Source organism: Streptomyces sp. NBC_00582, from assembly GCF_036345155.1.
Lineage (GTDB): Bacteria > Actinomycetota > Actinomycetes > Streptomycetales > Streptomycetaceae > Streptomyces.
Genome location: NZ_CP107772.1, coordinates 4,359,277 through 4,377,909 on the forward strand (window position 1 = coordinate 4,359,277; position 18,633 = coordinate 4,377,909).

Consider the following 18,633-nt stretch of genomic DNA (forward strand, 5'->3'; position numbering starts at 1 on the left):
CTATGACGTCCGGCGCAGTGCGCGCAGACCGCGCAACCCGATGACCCCGATGGCCGTCCCCAATACGAAGGAGACGACGGCGAGCGTCAGGTGGACCCAGAAGTACGCCGTGGGGTGGCCGTCGTCGAAGGCGAGCCCACTGCTGTCCTTGGCCAGGTTTTTGATGAAAGTGACCCAGATGATCCAGCTCCACACCCCGAAGGCGAGCAGGAACCAGGAGAGGGGGCGGCTGAGCTTCATGGGTTCAGTATCGCCGTCGGGTGTCCGGTTCGATGACGGGGGTGGGGAGGGCGGCGGGACTTCCCGTCGCCTGCCAGGTACGTTCTCCGTCGTGCCCGCACCCATGAAGCAGACCGTCAGGCGATCCCTGCTGGTCACCGCAGCGTCCCTCACCTCGTTCGCGCTGTCGGCGCCCGTCTCCCTCGCCGCGCCGAGTCCGACTCCTTCTTCTTCTCCGTCTCCTTCCGGGAGCGCGTCCCCCTCGGCCACTCCCCCGGCGACGATGTCCAGCGTCGGCGGTGCCCGGCTCGGGCAGGCGGGGACGCAGGTGGCGCTCGCGGGGGACGCGCCGGTGGTGCCGAAGGATCTCACCGCGCGGTCGTGGATCGTCGCGGACGCGGAGTCGGGTGACGTGCTGGCGGCGCACAACGCGCACTGGCGGCTGCCCCCGGCGAGCACGATGAAGATGCTGTTCGCGGACACCGTGCTGCCGAAGTTCCCGAGGACCACCGCGCACAAGGTCGTGCCGAAGGACCTGGAGGGCATCGGGTCGGGCTCCAGCCTGGTCGGGATAAAGGAGAACGAGACCTACACGGTCCACGACCTCTGGCTCGGGGTCTTCCTGCGGTCCGGCAACGACGCCGTGCATGTGCTGTCGTCGATGAACGGCGGAGTCGCGGACACCGTCAAGGAGATGAACCAGCACGCCGAGGAGCTCCAGGCCCTCGACACGCACGTCGTCTCGCCCGACGGCTACGACGCTCCCGGGCAGGTCTCCTCCGCCTACGACCTGACGCTGATCGCTCGGTCGGGGCTGCAGAAGAAGGACTTCCGCGAGTACTGCTCGACGGTCTCGGCCAAGTTCCCGGGCGAGACGAAGAAGAACAAGAAGGGCAAGAAGGTCCGGGGGTCCTTCGAGATCCAGAACACCAACCGGCTGCTGGCCGGTGACTACGACATCTCGCAGTACCCGGGCATCGCGGGGGTGAAGAACGGCAACACGACCAACGCGGGCGCGACCTTCACGGGGGTTGCCGAGCGTGCCGGGCGGGTGCTGCTCGTCACCGTGATGAACCCGGAGAAGACCGACCACAACGAGGTCTACAAGGAGACCGCGAAGCTGTTCGACTGGGGGTTCGCCGCGGCCGGGAAGGTGACGCCGGTGGGCGAGCTGGTCCCGCCGCAGGGGGCGGCGCCCAGCGCGCAGGCCAGTGCGCAGCCGGGTGCGAACCCGTCCTCCGGCGCGTCCGCGGAGGCCGGCAGGGGCGGCACCTCCCAGCAGCCGGTGGCGAGCGCGGTCGCCGACGACGGCTCCCGCGGCATGTGGACCGCACTGGGCATCGCGGGCGGCGTGGTGGTGCTGCTCGCCGCCGGGGCGTACGTCGTCAACCGCCGCTGGCCGTTGCCGGATCTGGTACGCCGTCGCCGCTGACGTCTTCGTCGAACGCGCTCTCGGGCGCGCTGCCGGTGGCTGTCCAGGCGGCGCAGTACAGGACCAGTTTCGAGGTGAGGTTGATCCACAGCAGCAGGGCGATGGGGACGCCGAACGCGCCGTACATGCTCTTGCCGGCCACGCCCTGCATATAGCCGCTGAGCAGGAGCTTCAGCAGTTCGAAGCCGACGGCGCCGATCAGGGCCGCGACGAGGAGACGGCGGCGGGTGGGCTCTACGCCGGGCAGCAAGGTCAGGACGTACAGCAGGAGCAGGAAGTCGGCGAGGACGGCGATGGTGAAGGCGGCGACGCGCAGCAGGATGCCGCCCCAGCCCGCCTTGTCGATGCCGAGGGCGTCGGTGATCCGGCCGACCAGGGCGGAGGCGACGGTGGAGATGGCGAGGGTGACGAGGACCGCGCCGCCGAGTCCGACGAGGATGCCGGCGTCCTTGCCCTTGCTGAGGACCGGGTTCTCCTCCTGGTCGGGCAGCTCCCACACCGCGCGCAGACAGTCCCGCATCTGACCGACCCAGCCGATGCCGGTGAGCAGCAGCAGGGCGCCGGCGATGAGGCCGACCGTGCCGGCGTTCTGCACCAGGTCGTGGATGTTGAGCTGGTCGGAGATGCCGGGGACCTGGTCGGCGATCTTGTTCTGGAGTTCCTGCTGCTGGGACTCGCTGAGGGTGGCTGCGGCGATCGCGGCGGCCAGGGTGAGCAGCGGGAAGAGCGCGATGAAGCTGATGAACGTCATCGCGGCGGCGAGCCGGGTCCATTTCACCCGGTCCAGTCGTTCGTACGACCGCCACCCGTGCGTGGCCATGAGGCGGGCCACCCACGGCCCGATGCCGGGAAGCTGTTTCAGCCAGTCCATGATCCGACTCTGCCCCGCTCGCGGTGGTTGACGCGAAAGACGAGGGTCCGAGTACCCCAGAAACGCAGGACAGTCGCCAGGGCCATGCCGACGACGGCCCCGGAGACGGTGTCGGCGCGCCGTGAGGTGAGTCCGAGGCCGTAGTGGCTGACGGTGAGACAGAGGAGCTGGACGAGGGCGCCGGCGAGGTTGACGGCGAAGAACACGGCGTAGGAGTGCGGGCCACGCGCGCGTGCGTGGCGGTAGGTGCCGAGCGTGTTGCCGAGGTAGGCGACCGTGCACCCCGCGAGGAAGGACAGGGTCTTCGCGGTGAGCGGGCCGAGTCCGGCCGGGCCGCGCAGCCAGGTGAAGAGGCCGAGGTCGGCGGCGTAGGCGACGAGGCCCACGGCGGCGAAGCCCAGCAGCTCGCGGCGGGCGGCTACCAATGGGCCACCGCCAGCGCGTACATGGCGAGCCAGGCGAGGCCGATCAGGGCGAGGGCGCGGTCGCCGAGGACCACCTCCTCGGGTTCGCCCGCGGTGCCGCGGTCGGCGAAGACGGCGTAGCGCAGGACGGCGAGGATGAACGCGACCATCGAGAGCTGACGCCAGGGCAGCAGGCCGGGGTGCGGGGCGCCGCTCTCCTCCAGGGCCCACAGGCAGTAGCCGAGGACGGCGACCCCGGCCGCGAGCTGCCAGACGAAGCGCAGGTAGCCGGTGGTGTACTCGGTGAGCAACACGCGGGTGACCCCCGCTTTTCCGGCCATCTGGACGGCCTCGGAGTAGCGCTTGGCGGAGACCATGAACAGCGCGCCGAAGCCGGTGGTGATCAGGAACCAGCGGGAGAGCGGGATGCCGAGCGCGAGCCCGCCGGCCACGGCCCGCATGAGGAAGCCGGTGGTGACGACGACGAGGTCCACGACCAGGACGTGCTTCAGGCTGACGCAGTACGCCAGTTGCATGCCGAGGTAGGCGGTCAGCAGCAGCGCGACGGCCGGGTTCGTCAGCCGGGCCGCGAGGAGCGGCGCGAGGACCGCGAGGGCGCCTCCGACGGCGTACGCGACCGGTACGGGGACCTGTCCGGCGGCGACCGGGCGGTGCCGTTTGACGGGGTGGGCGCGGTCTGCCTCGGCGTCGCGGGCGTCGTTGACCAGGTAGACGGCGGCGGCGCAGGCGGTGAACAGGGCGAAGACCAGGGCGAGTTCGGTGAGCGTGCCGGCGGTGAGGAGCCGGCCGGCCGCGGCGGGGGCGGCGACGACGAGGGCGTTCTTGACCCACTGTTTGGGGCGGGCGGTACGCAGGAGGCCGCGCAGCAGGCCGCCGGGGCGGGGGCTCCGCGGCGGCGGGACGCGGCGGCGGTGGGTGCGCTGCGGGTGGAGGACCGTGTCAGCCATGGCGCCCCTCTGTCATCCACCGCTTTCCCAGGCGCGCCGTGAGCGCCCCGAGGGCCGCGCCGGCCGCCACGTCGGAGGGGTAGTGGACGCCGACGACGAGACGGGACAGGCACACCGCGAGGGCGAGGGGGGCGACGGCGGGTGCTCCGAGTGCGCCGAAGGCGACGGCGGCGGCCGCGGCGGAGGTCGCGTGCGAGCTGGGGAAGGAGTGCCGGCCCGCGGTGCGCACCAAGGGGTCGACGTGCGCGGGGCGCGGACGGCGCACGATCCGTTTCACCCCCATGCTGGCGACGTGCGCGCCCGCGGTGAGCGCGGTCGCGCGCAGCCAGGCGCCGCGCCGCGGGCCGTCCACGGCGGCTCCCACGAGGCCCGCCGTGAGCCACAGCGCGCCGTGCTCGCCCGCCCGGGACAGGGCGCGCGCGGCACCGGCGACGCGCGGATCCGCGCCGCTCGCGTGCAGCGCGGAAAGGATGCGGTGGTCCAGGTCGTCGAGGTCGTCGAGGGGGTCCATGCGGATCAACTGTTCACGCCGACCCCGGTGGAACTCCGGCAATATTGAGCGACATCCCATTAATCACCCATTTCGGGGAGCATCGGGAGGTTTCAAAACTAATCGCCGATACAGGGGCGATACGGTCGCCACCATGCCTGCCGAGACCGTTCCCGTCACCGGATGGGGCCGCACCGCTCCCTCCGCCGCCCGTCTGATCCGTCCCCGGACGTACGAGGAGGCCGTGGCCGCGGTCCGGGAGTGCGGGGTCCGCGGAGGCATCCCCAGGGGGCTGGGGCGGGCGTACGGGGACGCGGCACAGAACGCCGGCGGGGCGGTGTGGGACATGACCGGCCTGGACCGGATCCATGTCGTCGACGTGGCCGGCGGGACCGTGCTGTGCGACGCGGGCGTCTCGCTGCACCGGCTGATGGAGGTGCTGCTGCCGCTCGGCTGGTTCGTGCCGGTGACCCCGGGCACCCGGTACGTCACCGTCGGCGGCGCGATCGGCGCCGACATCCACGGCAAGAACCACCACGTCTCCGGCTCCTTCGCCCGTCATGTGCTGTCCTTCGAGCTGCTCACCGCCGACGGCGCGATCCGCACGGTGGGCCACGGCACCCCGCTGTTCGAGGCGACCGCCGGCGGCATGGGCCTGACCGGGGTGATCCTCACGGCCACGGTCCGGCTCCAGCCCGTCGAGACGTCCCTGATGACGGTCGACACCGAACGCGCCGCCGACCTCGACGACCTGATGGCCCGGCTGACCGCCGGCGACCACCGCTACCGCTACTCCGTCGCCTGGATCGACCTCCTCGCGCGCGGGGCGGCCACCGGGCGCGCGGTGCTCACCCGCGGCGACCACGCGCCCCTGGACGCGCTGCCCGCCCGCGCCCGCCGCACGCCGCTCGCCTTCCGCCCCTCCCGCCTCCCGGCCGCCCCCACCCTGCCGAGCGGCCTGCTGAACCGGACGACCGTCGGATGGTTCAACGAACTCTGGTACCGCAGGGCGCCCCGCGCGCGGACCGGCGAACTCCAGCGCCTCTCCGCGTTCTTCCACCCCCTCGACGGCGTCCCGCACTGGAACCGCGTCTACGGCAGGAGCGGCTTCGTGCAGTACCAGTTCGTCGTCGGGTACGGCCACGAGGACGCCCTGCGCCGGATCGTGGACCGCATCGGCGCGCACCGCTGCCCGTCCTTCCTCGCCGTCCTCAAGCGGTTCGGGGAGGCCGACCCCGGCTGGCTCTCCTTCCCGCGCCCCGGCTGGACGCTCGCCCTGGACATCCCGGCCGCCCTGCCCGGCCTCGGCGCCTTCCTCGACGAGCTGGACGAGGAGGTCGCGTCCGCCGGCGGACGCGTCTACCTCGCCAAGGACTCCCGGCTGCGCCCCGAACTGCTCACCGCGATGTACCCGCGCCTGGCCGACTTCCGCGCGCTGCGCGCCGAGCTGGACCCGCGCGGGGTGCTCACCTCCGATCTGTCCCGGCGCCTCAACCTCTAGGAGCTGCAGTGCAGGACGCCTTCGGTCTCCCCCAGTCCCTCCTCGTCCTCGGCGGTACGTCCGAGATCGCGCTGGCGACCGCCCGCCGGCTGATCGCCCGTCGCACCCGCACGGTGTGGCTGGCCGGACGGCCCTCCGCCGCGCTGGACTCGGCCGCCGCCGAGCTGCGCGTCCTCGGCGCCGACGTCCGCACCGTCGCCTTCGACGCCCTCGACCCCGGCTCCCACGAGACGGTCCTCGGCAAGGTCTTCGCCGAGGGCGACATCGATCTCGTCCTGCTCGCCTTCGGTGTCCTCGGCGACCAGGCGCACGACGAACGCGACCCGTCGGCGGCGGTGCGGGTGGCGCAGACGAACTACACCGGCGCGGTGTCGGCGGGTCTGGTGAGCGCCCGCGCGCTCCAGACGCAGGGGCACGGGGCGCTCGTCGTGCTCTCCTCCGTCGCCGGGGAGCGGGCCCGCCGCGCGAACTTCATCTACGGCTCCAGCAAGGCGGGCCTCGACGCGTTCGCCCAGGGGCTGGGAGACGCGTTGCAGGGCACCGGGGCGCACGTCATGGTCGTACGGCCCGGGTTCGTGCGGACGCGGATGACCGCGGGGCTTCCCGAGGCGCCGCTCGCCACGACGGCGGAGGAGGTGGCGGCGGCGGTGGAGGTGGGGTTGCGGCGCCGGGCGGAGGTGGTGTGGGTGCCGGGGGTGTTGAGGGTGGTGATGTCGGCGTTGCGGCATGTGCCGCGGGGGGTGTTTCGACGGTTGCCCGTTTAGGGGCAGGTGGTTCGGCTGCCGGCCCGGTGGGGGCTGGTCGCGCCCGCGCGGCGGAGCCGTATGTCGATACCGCCCCGCGCCCCTGAGGGGCGCGTCCGGTCACCGGGTCGGCAAGGAGTCCCGGTCCGCGTGTGCCGTCTGCGGCGGGATCACCGGGCCGCCGAACGTGTACTCGCGGAGCTGGCGCCAGACGCCGTCCGGGCCCTGTTCGTGGAGGGCGAAGCCGGTGCAGGACCAGTCGGCCTCGTAGCCGGAGAGCTCCTCGAAGGCGCGGTCCATCGCCTCGTCGTCGATGCCGTGCGCCACGGTGACATGCGGGTGGTACGGGAACAGCAGCTCCCGCACCAGCGGGCCGGAGGCGTCCCGGACGAGCTGCTGGAGCCAGGCGCAGACCTCGGCGCCCTCGACGACCTTGACGTACACCACCGGCGACAGCGGCCGGAAGGTGCCGGTGCCGCAGAGCCGCATCGGGAAGGGGCGGCCGGTCGCGGCGACCTCGCTGAGATGGGCGTCGACGGCCGGCAGGTCGCTCGCCTCGATCTCGGTCGGCGGCAGCAGCGTGACATGCGTGGGGATGCCGTGAGCAGCGGCGTCGCCGAAGCCCGCGCGCCGCTCCTGGAGCAGGCTGCCGTGGGGCTCCGGGACCGCGATCGACACACCGATCGTTACGGTCCCCACGTCGTCTCCTGTCGTCAAAACCGGTGGTGGTGTGGTGCCGGGTTCGTACTCAGTCGTCTCAGTCGTACGGCTATCGACTGTACGGCCACGGCTGTCCTCTGGGCAGGCGCAGAGGAAGTGATGTGCAGCGCTCTGCCCGGAGGAACGTGTGTGCGGTGCGCCCCGGGTGCTTCCGAGCGCCTTCAGTGCTTCGCGGGCAGGAAGCCGACCCGCTCGTACGCCTGGGAGAGCGTCTCCGCGGCGACGGCGCGCGCCTTCTCCGCGCCCTTGGCCAGGATCGAGTCCAGCGTCTCCGGGTCGTCCAGGTACTGCTGGGTGCGGTCCCGGAACGGGGTGACGAAGTCGACGACGACGTCCGCGAGGTCCGTCTTGAGCGCGCCGTACATCTTGCCCTCGTACTCCTGCTCCAGCTGCGCGATGCTCTTGCCGGTGAGCGTGGAGTAGATCGAGAGCAGGTTGCTGACGCCCGGCTTGTTCTCGGTGTCGTAGCGGACGACGGTGTCGGTGTCCGTGACCGCGCTCTTGACCTTCTTCGCGGTGGCCTTCGGGTCGTCGAGCAGGTTGATGAGGCCCTTCGGCGTGGACGCCGACTTGCTCATCTTGATCGACGGGTCCTGGAGGTCGTAGATCTTCGCCGTCTCCTTGAGGATGTACGGCTTCGGGATGGTGAAGGTCGCGCCGAAGCGGCCGTTGAAGCGCTCGGCGAGGTCACGGGTGAGCTCGATGTGCTGGCGCTGGTCCTCGCCGACGGGGACCTCGTGGGCCTGGTAGAGCAGGATGTCGGCGACCTGGAGGATCGGGTACGTGAACAGGCCGACGCTGGCGCTCTCGGCACCCTGGCGGGCGGACTTGTCCTTGAACTGGGTCATCCGGGACGCCTCGCCGAAGCCGGTGAGGCAGTTCATGACCCAGGCGAGCTGGGCGTGCTCGGGGACGTGGCTCTGCACGAAGAGGGTGCAGCGCTCGGGGTCCAGGCCCGCCGCGAGGAGCTGGGCGGCCGCCAGACGGGTGTTGGCCGTGAGGTCCTTCGGGTCCTGCGGGACCGTGATCGCGTGCAGGTCGACGACCATGTAGAAGGCGTCGTGGGACTCCTGCAGGGCCACCCACTGGCGGACGGCGCCGAGGTAGTTGCCGAGGTGGAACGAGCCTGCGGTGGGCTGGATTCCGGAGAGCACGCGGGGTCGATCTGAGGCCATGTTCATCATTGTCTCAGAGAGCGGTGAGTGGTTTCGGTGCGCGGGGAGCCGCGGCGCCGCCGTGGCTGGTCGCGCAGTCCCCGCACCCCTGAAAGCACCGTCAGCCGAGGTCGATCTCCGGGTACAGCGGGAAGCCCGCCACCAGGTCGGTCGCCCGCTGGGAGATCTCGTCCGCGACCTTGGCGTCGAGGACGTGGGCGGCCTTGCTCGGTGCGCCGGACTTCGTCGTGCCCTGCTCGGTGGTGGTGAGGACGCGGTCCATCAGGCCCGCGACCTCGTCCATCTCCGCCGTGCCGAGGCCGCGGGTGGTCAGGGCCGGGGTGCCGACGCGGATGCCGGAGGTGTACCAGGCGCCGTTCGGGTCGGCGGGGATGGCGTTGCGGTTGGTGACGATGCCCGAGTCGAGCAGGGCGGCCTCGGCCTGGCGGCCGGTGAGGCCGTAGGAGGAGGCCACGTCGATCAGGTTGAGGTGGTTGTCGGTGCCGCCGGTGACCAGGGTGGCGCCCCGGCGCATCAGGCCCTCGGCCAGCGCGCGGGAGTTGTCGACGATCCGCTGGGCGTAGTCCTGGAAGGCGGGCTGCCGGGCCTCGGCCAGGGCGACGGCCTTGGCGGCCATGACGTGCGGGAGCGGACCGCCGAGGACCATCGGGCAGCCTCGGTCGACCTGGTCCTTGAGGGAGTCGTCGCACAGGACCATGCCGCCGCGCGGGCCGCGCAGCGACTTGTGGGTGGTCGTGGTGACGATCTGGGCGTGCGGGACGGGGTCGAAGTCGCCGGTGAGGACCTTGCCGGCGACCAGGCCCGCGAAGTGCGCCATGTCGACCATCAGCGTGGCGCCGACCTCGTCGGCGATCTCGCGCATGATCCGGAAGTTCACCAGACGGGGGTACGCGGAGTAGCCGGCGACGATGATCAGCGGCTTGAACTCACGGGCCTGGGCGCGCAGGGCGTCGTAGTCGATGAGGCCGGTCGCCGGGTCGGTGCCGTAGGAGCGCTGGTCGAACATCTTGCCGGAGATGTTCGGGCGGAAGCCGTGGGTGAGGTGGCCGCCGGCGTCCAGGGACATGCCGAGCATGCGCTGGTTGCCGAAGGCCTGGCGCAGCTCCGCCCAGTCGGCCTCGGTGAGGTCGTTGACCTGGCGGGCGCCGGTCTTCTCCAGGAAGGGGACCTCGACGCGGTCGGCGAGGACGGCCCAGAAGGCGACCAGGTTGGCGTCGATGCCGGAGTGCGGCTGGACGTAGGCGTGGCGGGCGCCGAAGAGCTCGCGGGCGTGCTCGGCGGCGAGCGCCTCGACCGTGTCGACGTTGCGGCAGCCGGCGTAGAAGCGGCGGCCGACGGTGCCCTCGGCGTACTTGTCGCTGAACCAGTTGCCCATCGCGAGGAGGGTGGCCGGGGAGGCGTAGTTCTCGGAGGCGATCAGCTTGAGCATCTCGCGCTGGTCGGCCACCTCCTGGCCGATGGCGTCGGCGACGCGCGGCTCGACGGCGCGGATCACGTCGAGGGCGGCGCGGAAGGCGGTGGACTCGGTGGACAGGGGTGCGGACTCGGCAGACATTCGGGACCTCCGGACATGCGTTCGGCGTTCACGGTTCGGCCCAGGCGCACGGCACTCAATGCTGCTCACGGGCCGCTCCCCGATGGTCCGTCCCATCCCAGCGCGCCAGTCACGGCCCGCCGCCAGCCTACCGGGCACGCGCGCGCGGGAAGGCGCCGCGTCCACCATGCGAGCGACCCCGGGCTCCAGAGGATCACGTGCGGTACGAAGCCCAGGTGTGCTGACCGGGCAGGTCGGTGACGCGGCCGGCCGGGGTGTGGCCGCCGATGCCGGTCGGGACCTCGACGGCGGCGAGCACGGGGCGTCCCGCCGCCGCCCGGGCGTACGTCGCCCGTCACGCGCCGGGTTCGTCCGCCCGCCCCAGGAACACCGCCCGCCCGCCGTCGCCCGTCACCACGCCCTCCCCGAGGCCCGGACCGCTCCTCGGTCCGGCACCGGCGCGAGAAGGGGGCGACGACTCAGGTCATCGCCTCCGTGATGCCGTCCCACAGGCGGGACCTCGCCTCCAGCGCGAGGGTGACGGTTTCGACGGCCTCCTGCCAGCGCGTGTCGTCGGTGCCGCAGAGGTCGGTGACCATCTGGAGGGCCATGGGGGTGTGTTCCTCGCCGTCGACCTCGATGTGGCGGGCGAGGTAGTCGCGGAAGAGGGGAAAGCGGTCGGTGCCCTCCTCCTTGATGACCTGGTCGAACATGTCGGGGATGAGGTCCTCGCGGGAGAAGGCGAAGACGGCGGCCCGGCAGTGCAGCGGGCGGTGGGCGATGATGTCGAAGGTCGTCGTGACGAACTCCGCCGCCGGTGCGGGCACCTGGGCGACACGCAGGGCCGCGGACAGGTCGTGGCCCTCGCCGACGAGGCCGAGGAACGTGTCGACGCGGGTGGTGTCGGCCCCGGCCTCGGACATGGCGGCCCGGTACAGCTCGAAGTGGCTGGTGAAGCCGCCGTTGAGCTCGTCGCTCTCCTCGACCAGGACGATGTCGTTGATGAGCCGGCGGGCGACCGCCGAGCCGCGCGGCACCCAGGGCACGTCGACGCAGGTCAGCTCGCGCTGGAGCGACTTGAGCAGGGACATGAAGTCCCACACCGCGTACACGTGGTGGGCCATGAACGTCCTGAGGTGCTCCTGCCCGGATATTCGCTGGTAAATGGGGTGGGCCGTTACTTCTTTTCGGGCGGATTCCAGCACGGAACGGGCCCGTTCGATTCCCTCGTGTCCCCCGGCGGTCAGTTTCCAGTCATACCTGGACATGAAGATCTCCTTCGATCTCGGACCGCGATCGTCCAACCATCCGAGTGGCGACGGCAAGCACTTTCCTGAATTCGGTGGAAGTTACTCGCAGTACCGTCCGACAGATGACACCAAGGAGCCCGAAATCCCGGCAAAGAGCCGCGATTCGGACAGTCACAGGACGGCCACAAAAAACTCGTTGAATCTTTGAACGCGGTCCGCGGCCGGCCCGTACTCCACCCCGTGAGCAGTAATCCCGTCACCGTGACCGTGGCCTATCACGTGGTGCCGGGCCGTGAGGCCGACTTCCACACCTGGGGGTGGGCCATGCTGGGCGCGAGCGCCCGGCAGCCGGGTTTCCTCGGGGGTGGCGTCCTTGTCGATCGAGAGGCGGAGTGGCATGTCGTCTATCGCTTCGCCACCGAGGACACGGCTCTGGCCTGGGAGTTCTCTCCCGACCGGGTGCAATGGGACGTACGGACTCAGGGCATCGCCGAGCGGGCGGGCCGCCGTAGCGTGCAGGGCTCGAAGGAGTGGTTCGACACCCAGGCCCCCCTGCCCCCACCGACACCCCCACCTGCTCCGCCCGCCCCGCCGGCGAAATGGAAACTGTGGTTCGTGAATATGAGCGCGGTGTTTCCGCCGGTGCTTCTGTTCAATCTCATCGTGCTGCCCTATCTCGGCGGCCTCAATCCATTCATTCGCACGCTGTTGCTCTGCCTGTGCGTGACGGCTCTCGTCACCTGGATTCTCATGCCGCGCCTTCAGCGTTTCTTCAAGAAATGGCTGTACCCGCCGCTCCAGGCGCTGCGTGGGCGGCACAAACGACGGACCGTATAGGTTCGTGAACGACGAAGGAGGTGGGCGGGTGAAGACCCTGCTCATCGACAATTACGACTCGTACACGTACAACCTGTTCCAGCTGATCGCCGAGGTCAACGGCGAGGAGCCGGTGGTGATCCACAATGACACCGGCGGAGCCGACGGGATCGACGTATTAGACGTTCTCGACGGTTTCGACAATGTCGTGGTCTCGCCCGGTCCGGGGCATCCGGGATCGGCCCGTGACTTCGGCATCAGCGCCCGGGTGCTCGCCGAGGCCCCGCTGCCCGTCCTGGGCGTCTGCCTCGGTCACCAGGGCATCGCCCTCGGGGAGAAGGGCCGGGTGGCGCCCGCCCCGCAGCCCCGGCACGGACATCTGACCCAGGTGCGGCACGACGGCCGGGACCTGTTCCAGGGGCTCCCCCAGCACTTCACCGCCGTCCGCTACCACTCCCTCGCCGTGCACGAGCCGCTGCCGGCGACGCTGGAGGCCACCGCCTGGGCCGAGGACGGCGTCCTCATGGGCCTGCGGCACCGCGAAAGGCCGCTGTGGGGCGTGCAGTTCCACCCGGAGTCGGTGCTCACCGAGTACGGCCACCGCATGCTGGTGAACTTCCGCAACCTCACCGCCGAGCTGGCCCGCCGCCCCCGCACCAAGAACACCGCCGTCCCGTCGGCCACGACCGCGCGGACGACGATCCCCCGCCCCCGGCAGGGCAACCTCCCCGCCTACCGGCTGCACACCCGCCGGATCGCCGGAGCCGTCGACACCGAGGCCGCCTTCACCCGGCTGTTCGCCGGATCGGCGCGGTCGTTCTGGCTGGACAGCTCCCGGGTCGAGCAGGGCCTCGCGCGCTTCTCCTTCCTCGGCGACGACAGCGGTCCGCTCGCCGAGTTCGTGCGCTACGACGTCGAGGCCGGCCGGTGCGAGATCGAGCGGGCCGGACGGCCCCCGCGCAAGGTCACGGCGAGCGTCTTCGACTATCTGAAGCGGCAGTTGGGCAACCGCCGGGTCGACGCCACCGGGCTCCCCTTCGACTTCACCGGCGGATACGTCGGCTACTTCGGCTACGAGACCAAGGCCGACTGCGGCTCCCCGAACCGCCACCGCGCCGAGACCCCCGACGCCGCCTGGCTGTTCGCCGACCGGCTGATCGCGGTGGACCACGAGGAGGACGCCACCTACGCGGTCTGCCTCGCGGAGGACACCCCGCAGGCCGCGCGCGAGGCCGCCGACTGGCTGGAGCACACGGTCGCCCAGCTCACCTTCGTCGCCCCCGACGGCCACCGGCCGCCGCCCGCCCCGACCGCGCCCGACCTCGGCGCCGCCGAACCGTGGCTGACGCGCGACCAAACGACGTACCTCGCCGACATCGAGGCCTGCCAACGCGAGCTGCGGGCCGGCACCAGCTACGAGATCTGCCTCACCGACGCGGCCCGGATGCCCGCCCCGCCCGACGCGTACGGCTTCTACCGGGAGCTGCGCCGCGTCAACCCGGCGCCGTACGCGGCCTTCCTGCGGTTCGGCGACCTCGACGTGGCCGGCGCCTCGCCGGAGCGGTTCCTGCGGATCACCCGGGACGGCGTCGCCGAGACCAAGCCGATCAAGGGCACCGCGCCGCGCGGCGGAGACCCGCTGGAGGACGCCCGGCTGCGGGACGCGCTGGCGGCGGACGCCAAGACCCGCGCCGAGAACCTGATGATCGTCGACCTGCTCCGCAACGACCTGGGCCGGGTCTGCCGTACCGGGACGGTACGGGTGTCCCGGCTGATGGCCGTCGAGACGTACACGACCGTGCACCAGCTCGTCTCCACCGTCGAGGGCCGGCTGCGCGACGGCACGGACGCCGTGGACTGTGTGCGCGCCTGTTTCCCCGGCGGCTCGATGACCGGCGCGCCGAAGCTGCGCACGATGGAGATCATCGACGGCGTCGAGACCGAGGCGCGGGGCGTGTACTCCGGCGCCCTCGGCTACCTGGGGTGCAGCGGCGGCGCCGACCTCAACATCGTCATCCGCACCGCCGTACTCGCCGACGGCCGCATGCAGTTGGGCGCGGGCGGCGCGATCGTCCTGGACTCCGACCCGGTCGCCGAGTACGACGAGATGCTGCTGAAGACGGCCGCGCAGATGCGGGCGTACACGGGCGCCACCCCGCTGCCCGCACCGAACGCCCTGGAAGAGGGCGCCCGATGACGACTCCCCGGCTCAGCGCGGCACCCCCCGCCCCGTCGCCCCGGCCCGACAACCTCGCCGCCCGGCTCGCCGAACTGGCCGAGCGGGAGGGCTGGAGCGGCCGGGCCGCGTTCCACCAGGGGCACCGGAGCTGGACCCACGGCGAGGTGCACGGGCTCGGCGCGCGGGCGGCCGGGGTGCTCGCCGCGCAGGGGGTGGGGCCCGGGGACCGGGTGCTGCTGGCGCTGCCCGACTCGATCGCCTGGGTGGCGGCCTTTCTGGGCGTCGCCCGGCTCGGCGCGGTGGCCGTCCTGGCCAACCCCGAACTCCCCGCCGCCGACCACGTGTTCATGGCCACGGACACCGGGGCGGTGCTGTGTGTCACGGGACCGGGGCTGGAGGACGACCGGTTCGGCGGTCGGGCCTGCCTGGGTGCCGACCAGTTGCTCGCGCTGGCCGCCGCGGCGGAGGCCGCCGACGCGCGTCCCGTCGGCTCCGGCAGTCCCCTCTACGTCCAGTACACGTCCGGCACGACCGGCCGGCCCAAGGGGGTCGTGCACACGCACGGCGACCCGGTGGCGTACCACGAACTCATCGGACGGCCGCTGCTCGGCATCACCCCGGACGACGTCACCCTGTCCGTGTCGAAGCTGTTCTTCGCCTACGGCTTCGGCAACGCCTTCGTCTTCCCCCTCCTCTCCGGTTCCTCGGCCGTCCTGGTGGACCGCCGACCCACCCCGGCCGCCGTGGACGAGCTGGTCGCCCGGCACCGGGTGACCCTCCTCTACTCCGTGCCGTCGGCGTACGCGGCGCTGGTCGCCGACCGGGGCAGCGGCCACGAGGCCTGCTTCGCCTCCGTACGGGCCGCCGTGTCGGCCGGTGAGGGCATGCCGGACGGGCTCGGCGGCCGCGTCGTGGACCTGCTCGGCGCGCCGGTCCTGGAGCAGATCGGCTCCACCGAGGCCGGGCACGCCTTCTGCGCCAACAGCCTCGCCCACAACCGTCCGGGCACCGTCGGCCGCCCGGTGCCCGGCTTCGAGGTGGAGCTGCGCGACAAGGCAGGACGGCCCGTGCCGGACGGCGAGGAGGGCGAACTGTGGGTCCGCGGGCCCACGGTCACGCCCGGCTACCTCAACCGGCCCGAGGAGACCGCCCGCACCCTGGTCGACGGCTGGCTCCACACCCACGACCGGGCGCGCCGCGAACCGGACGGGGCGTACCGCCATCTGGGCCGCGCCGACGACATGGAGATGGTCGGCGGCATCACCGTCTCCCCGCTGGAGGTGGAGGCCGTCCTGCGCGCCCACCCGGCGGTGAAGGAGGTCGCGGTCGCGGCCGTCACCGACGCGAGCGGGGCGGGCCGGCTGCGCGCCTTCGTCGTCCCGGCGAGGACGCCGGCGCCGCAGGGCTTCCAGGAGGACCTGCTGCGGCTGGCCCGGGAGCGTCTCGCCGCCTTCAAGGTCCCCCGCAGCGTCAGCCTCGTCCCGTCCCTGCCCCGCACCCCGACCGGCAAGCTCCGCCGCCATCTGGTCCGCCAAGGGGCCTGGTGACCGTGCCGTCCCCGTCAGAGAGGAACCGTCCCATGCCTCAGCAGCCCGTTCTCACCGACCGCGGGTTCTATCTGGGCCCGATGTTCCGTCGGGCGGCCGACCGGCACGGCGCCGTGTTCGTCACCCTGGACCGCCCGCTGGACACCCATCCCGACCTCGGCACGGCCCTCAGCTACACGGTCCTCGCCGAGGTGGTCGAGGAGCTGTCGGGGCGGCTGTGGGAAGCGGGCGTACGGCCCTCCGAGCAGGTCGTCGTACACAAGACCGACAACGTCGACATCGTGCTGCTGACCTGCGCGATCTCCCGGATCGGCGCGGTGCCGGTGCTGCTGTCGCCCGCGCTGGCCGGCGAGGTGGTGGGCCAGCTGCTCGCCCGCCTCCAGCGGCCGTGGCTGGTCACCGACGGGGCGAAGCTGGACGGCCCGCTGAAGGGCCGGAACCTGGACGCTCTGGTGCGGCGCACGCTCACCGTGGCCGACGCGCCCGGCGCGGAGTCCCTCCAGAAGTACGCGGGGGCCGAGACGCCCCGGCCCGTGCGCCTGCACCCGCGCGAGCCCGCCCTGATCACCCACAGCTCGGGCACCACCGGCGTCCCCAAGCTCGCCGTGCACTGCGCGAACACCATGTGGAACCGGCTCGTACCGCAGAAGGCGATGGGCTGGCCCACCCGGGGCGAGGTGGCGGCGCTGCACATGTCGTTCGTGCACTCGCGCTTCTACCACCTGCTCGGGGTGCTGCTGCACTTCGGCAGCCCGCTGCTGCTGATCACCGACCCCGATCCCGCGTCGGTGGGCCCGCTCCTGGTCCGTCACCGCCCCGGGATCGTCGAGACGCACCCCAACACCTTCGTGCTGTGGGAGGAGCTGGCCGACGCGCCGGGCGCCCCGCTGTCGCGGGTGAAGTCGTACGGCTCGACGTTCGACGCGATCCATCCGCGCACGGTCCGGCGGCTCCTGGACGCCTCGAAGCGCCGTACGCCCTGGCTGATCCAGTTGTACGGGCAGAGCGAGAGCGGCCCGGTGGCGTTCCAGTGGTTCACCCGGCGTTCGGTGGCCCGCGCGGACGGCCGCCGGGTCGGCACCGGCATCCCCGGCTTCACCCGGGTCCGGGTGACCGGCCCGGACGGCGAGCGGCTGCGGCCCGGCACACCCGGCCGGATCGAGGCCCGCACCCGCGGCCGCATCCTCACCTACCTGGGCATGCAGGAGCAGTACGACCGTCAGCTCACCGACGGCTGGTGGCAGATGGGCGACATGGGCTACCGCACACGGCTGGGCGCGCTGTACCTGATGGACCGCGAGGTGGATCGGATCGACGCCGTGCACAGCAACCTCGAGGTCGAGGACACCCTGATGGACCGCCTGGAGGAGCTGCGTGAGGTGGTCATCGTGCCGGGTGCGGACCGTGAGCCGGTGCCGGTGGTGTGCGTACGGGGCGAACGGCCCCTGGACCCGGAGCGCTGGGCGGAGGCCACGGCCGATCTGCCGAAGATGGCCGAGCCGCGGCAGTGGCGGTTCGAGGAGCTGCCGATGACGGCCACCTGGAAGGTGAAGCGGCTGGAGATCACGCGGATGCTGGCCGAGGCGCGAGAAGGCGTCCACGCGTGAACCCCGTGATCGTGGTGGGCGCGGGCCCGGTCGGTCTCTCGGCCGCGCTGGGTCTGCGCGCGCACGGGCTGCCCGTCACCCTGCTGGAGGCGGACCCCGAGGACCGTGCCCGGCCGGGCAGCCGGGCCCTGTTCGTGCACCGCGAGACGCTGCGGCTGCTCGACGGCATGTCCCCGGGCCTGGCCGCCGAGATCACGGAGTACGGCCGCACCTGGCACACCCGCCGCACGCTCTACCGGGGCCGTGAGGTGTACTCCCGCACCTTCCCGCCCCCGTCCGGGCTGCCGCCGTTCACCAGCCTGCGCCAGGTGGACACCGAGCGCTTTCTGCGCGGGGCGTGCGAGCGGGCGGGCGTGGAGTTCACGTGGGGGGCGCGGATCACGGGGGTCGCCGCCTCCGACCGGGGTGTCGTCCTGACCGGCGAGGACGGCAGGGAGTGGAGTGCCGGGTACGTCGTCGCGGCGGACGGCGCGCGCTCGGCGGTCCGCGGCGAGCTGGGCATCGCCATGGAGGGCACGCGCGGCGAGGGCTTCCACGTGGTCGTCGACGTGGCGGACGTGCCGGGCGCGGAACTCCCGCTGGAGCGGGTCTTCCACTACGAGCATCCGGGTGTCGGGGGCCGCAGTGTGATGCGGGTGCCGTTCACCGGGGGCTTCCAGGTGGACCTGCAGTGCTTCGACGACGACGAGGAGGAGGCGTACGGCACCGAGGACGCGGTGCGCCGCTGGCTCCCCGAGGTGGTGGGCGACGGGTACGACGGCCGGATCCTGTGGGTGTCGACGTACCGCTTCCTGCGCAAGGTGGCGGCGTCCTTCACCGATCCGCACCGGCGGGTGCTGCTGGTCGGGGAGGCGGCGCATCTCTTCCCGCCGTTCGGGGCACGCGGCATGAACAGCGGGATCGCGGACGCGGCCGCGGCGGCGGCGGCGATCGCCGCCGGGACGTCCGCCGCCGTGGACGGTTTCGCGGACGTACGGCGGGCCGCCGGGCTGTTCAACAGCGAGGCGGCCGGGATCGCGCTCGGCCATCTGCGTCCGCGCCGGCGGATCGTACGGCTGCGGCAGCGCGCGGCGGCGGCTCTCGCGCCGGTGCTGCCGTCGTGCGGATCATGGCTGGAGCACGCCCCGTACGGTCCCCGGCACGGGGCTCCGGCGGTGGCGGGCGGCAAGTACTGAGG

General features: G+C 72.1%; 17 protein-coding genes and 1 riboswitch. Of the genes, 8 read left to right on the top strand and 9 right to left on the bottom strand.

The window, feature by feature from the left end:
• Positions 1 to 240, bottom strand: a complete 240-nt coding sequence (locus tag OG852_RS19160) for an SCO4848 family membrane protein (protein WP_133912808.1) — start codon at positions 238 to 240, stop codon at positions 1 to 3.
• On the opposite strand from OG852_RS19160, the gene OG852_RS19165 reads away from it, so the two are divergent.
• Positions 179 to 1,651 carry a D-alanyl-D-alanine carboxypeptidase gene (locus tag OG852_RS19165; protein ID WP_133912809.1) on the top strand — a complete coding sequence of 491 codons (1,473 nt, stop codon included), beginning with the start codon at positions 179 to 181 and terminating at the stop codon, positions 1,649 to 1,651. The two genes, OG852_RS19160 and OG852_RS19165, sit on opposite strands and share 62 nt — an antisense overlap.
• On the opposite strand, the gene OG852_RS19170 is transcribed toward OG852_RS19165, so the two are convergent.
• From OG852_RS19170 to OG852_RS19185, 4 genes are read right to left on the bottom strand one after another with little or no spacing between them, the layout of a single operon-like run.
• The gene (locus OG852_RS19170; RefSeq protein WP_133912810.1) at positions 1,605 to 2,522 is read right to left on the bottom strand and encodes a YihY/virulence factor BrkB family protein; all 918 of its coding nucleotides are present in this window, start codon (positions 2,520 to 2,522) and stop codon (positions 1,605 to 1,607) included. The genes OG852_RS19165 and OG852_RS19170 overlap by 47 nt on opposite strands.
• On the bottom strand, positions 2,510 to 2,947 hold the full coding sequence (locus OG852_RS19175) for a GtrA family protein (RefSeq protein ID WP_133912811.1): 438 nt from the start codon (positions 2,945 to 2,947) through the stop codon (positions 2,510 to 2,512). Before OG852_RS19175 ends, OG852_RS19170 begins: the two co-directional genes overlap by 13 nt.
• Positions 2,941 to 3,894 (bottom strand): decaprenyl-phosphate phosphoribosyltransferase, encoded by a 954-nt coding sequence (locus OG852_RS19180; protein ID WP_133912812.1) that lies wholly within the window; start codon positions 3,892 to 3,894, stop codon positions 2,941 to 2,943. The genes OG852_RS19175 and OG852_RS19180 overlap by 7 nt, the downstream gene beginning before the upstream one ends.
• Positions 3,887 to 4,405 (bottom strand): phosphatase PAP2 family protein, encoded by a 519-nt coding sequence (locus tag OG852_RS19185; protein WP_133912813.1) that lies wholly within the window; start codon positions 4,403 to 4,405, stop codon positions 3,887 to 3,889. The genes OG852_RS19180 and OG852_RS19185 overlap by 8 nt, the downstream gene beginning before the upstream one ends.
• A 133-nt stretch (positions 4,406 to 4,538) precedes the next feature.
• On the opposite strand from OG852_RS19185, the gene OG852_RS19190 reads away from it, so the two are divergent.
• Positions 4,539 to 5,885: an FAD-binding protein gene (locus OG852_RS19190; RefSeq protein WP_133912814.1), complete on the top strand. Its 1,347-nt coding sequence runs from the start codon at positions 4,539 to 4,541 to the stop codon at positions 5,883 to 5,885.
• Between the two features lie 8 nt (positions 5,886 to 5,893).
• Positions 5,894 to 6,649 carry a decaprenylphospho-beta-D-erythro-pentofuranosid-2-ulose 2-reductase gene (locus OG852_RS19195; RefSeq protein WP_133912815.1) on the top strand — a complete coding sequence of 252 codons (756 nt, stop codon included), beginning with the start codon at positions 5,894 to 5,896 and terminating at the stop codon, positions 6,647 to 6,649.
• Between the two features lie 99 nt (positions 6,650 to 6,748).
• On the opposite strand, the gene OG852_RS19200 is transcribed toward OG852_RS19195, so the two are convergent.
• The 4 genes from OG852_RS19200 to OG852_RS19215 all read right to left on the bottom strand — a co-directional run bounded on the left by OG852_RS19200 (position 6,749) and on the right by OG852_RS19215 (position 11,325).
• The gene (locus OG852_RS19200) at positions 6,749 to 7,327 is read right to left on the bottom strand and encodes a 2'-5' RNA ligase family protein (protein WP_133912816.1); all 579 of its coding nucleotides are present in this window, start codon (positions 7,325 to 7,327) and stop codon (positions 6,749 to 6,751) included.
• A 182-nt stretch (positions 7,328 to 7,509) separates the two neighbouring features.
• On the bottom strand, positions 7,510 to 8,523 hold the full coding sequence (trpS, locus tag OG852_RS19205) for a tryptophan--tRNA ligase (RefSeq protein WP_133912817.1): 1,014 nt from the start codon (positions 8,521 to 8,523) through the stop codon (positions 7,510 to 7,512).
• A gap of 100 nt (positions 8,524 to 8,623) precedes the next feature.
• Positions 8,624 to 10,078, bottom strand: coding sequence for a glycine hydroxymethyltransferase (locus OG852_RS19210; protein ID WP_133912818.1), 1,455 nt, complete (start codon positions 10,076 to 10,078; stop codon positions 8,624 to 8,626).
• Between the two features lie 31 nt (positions 10,079 to 10,109).
• A riboswitch (ZMP/ZTP riboswitch) is annotated at positions 10,110 to 10,201 on the bottom strand.
• A gap of 335 nt (positions 10,202 to 10,536) precedes the next feature.
• Positions 10,537 to 11,325 carry a DUF3050 domain-containing protein gene (locus OG852_RS19215; protein ID WP_330348526.1) on the bottom strand — a complete coding sequence of 263 codons (789 nt, stop codon included), beginning with the start codon at positions 11,323 to 11,325 and terminating at the stop codon, positions 10,537 to 10,539.
• 222 nt (positions 11,326 to 11,547) lie between these two features.
• Here OG852_RS19215 and OG852_RS19220 point away from each other — a divergent pair, with 222 nt between their 5' ends.
• From OG852_RS19220 to OG852_RS19240, 5 genes are read left to right on the top strand one after another with little or no spacing between them, the layout of a single operon-like run.
• Positions 11,548 to 12,144, top strand: coding sequence for a hypothetical protein (locus OG852_RS19220; RefSeq protein ID WP_133912820.1), 597 nt, complete (start codon positions 11,548 to 11,550; stop codon positions 12,142 to 12,144).
• 28 nt (positions 12,145 to 12,172) lie between these two features.
• The gene (gene pabB, locus OG852_RS19225; RefSeq protein WP_133912821.1) at positions 12,173 to 14,320 is read left to right on the top strand and encodes an aminodeoxychorismate synthase component I; all 2,148 of its coding nucleotides are present in this window, start codon (positions 12,173 to 12,175) and stop codon (positions 14,318 to 14,320) included.
• Complete coding sequence (locus OG852_RS19230) at positions 14,317 to 15,849, top strand: AMP-binding protein (RefSeq protein ID WP_330348527.1); 1,533 nt, start codon at positions 14,317 to 14,319, stop codon at positions 15,847 to 15,849. The genes pabB and OG852_RS19230 overlap by 4 nt, the downstream gene beginning before the upstream one ends.
• Positions 15,850 to 15,881: 32 nt before the next feature.
• Positions 15,882 to 17,456 carry a class I adenylate-forming enzyme family protein gene (locus OG852_RS19235; protein WP_133912823.1) on the top strand — a complete coding sequence of 525 codons (1,575 nt, stop codon included), beginning with the start codon at positions 15,882 to 15,884 and terminating at the stop codon, positions 17,454 to 17,456.
• Positions 17,453 to 18,631, top strand: coding sequence for an FAD-dependent monooxygenase (locus tag OG852_RS19240; protein ID WP_330348528.1), 1,179 nt, complete (start codon positions 17,453 to 17,455; stop codon positions 18,629 to 18,631). Before OG852_RS19235 ends, OG852_RS19240 begins: the two co-directional genes overlap by 4 nt.
• Positions 18,632 to 18,633 lie beyond the last annotated feature (2 nt).

Coding starts and splice junctions, on each gene's coding strand:
- OG852_RS19165 (WP_133912809.1), top strand. CDS start 179: ATGATCCAGCTCCACACCCCGAAGGCGAGCAGGAACCAGGAGAGGGGG.
- OG852_RS19160 (WP_133912808.1), bottom strand. CDS start 240: ATGAAGCTCAGCCGCCCCCTCTCCTGGTTCCTGCTCGCCTTCGGGGTG.
- OG852_RS19170 (WP_133912810.1), bottom strand. CDS start 2,522: ATGGACTGGCTGAAACAGCTTCCCGGCATCGGGCCGTGGGTGGCCCGC.
- OG852_RS19180 (WP_133912812.1), bottom strand. CDS start 3,894: ATGGCTGACACGGTCCTCCACCCGCAGCGCACCCACCGCCGCCGCGTC.
- OG852_RS19185 (WP_133912813.1), bottom strand. CDS start 4,405: ATGGACCCCCTCGACGACCTCGACGACCTGGACCACCGCATCCTTTCC.
- OG852_RS19190 (WP_133912814.1), top strand. CDS start 4,539: ATGCCTGCCGAGACCGTTCCCGTCACCGGATGGGGCCGCACCGCTCCC.
- trpS (WP_133912817.1), bottom strand. CDS start 8,523: ATGGCCTCAGATCGACCCCGCGTGCTCTCCGGAATCCAGCCCACCGCA.
- OG852_RS19210 (WP_133912818.1), bottom strand. CDS start 10,078: ATGTCTGCCGAGTCCGCACCCCTGTCCACCGAGTCCACCGCCTTCCGC.
- OG852_RS19215 (WP_330348526.1), bottom strand. CDS start 11,325: ATGTCCAGGTATGACTGGAAACTGACCGCCGGGGGACACGAGGGAATC.
- OG852_RS19230 (WP_330348527.1), top strand. CDS start 14,317: ATGACGACTCCCCGGCTCAGCGCGGCACCCCCCGCCCCGTCGCCCCGG.
- OG852_RS19235 (WP_133912823.1), top strand. CDS start 15,882: ATGCCTCAGCAGCCCGTTCTCACCGACCGCGGGTTCTATCTGGGCCCG.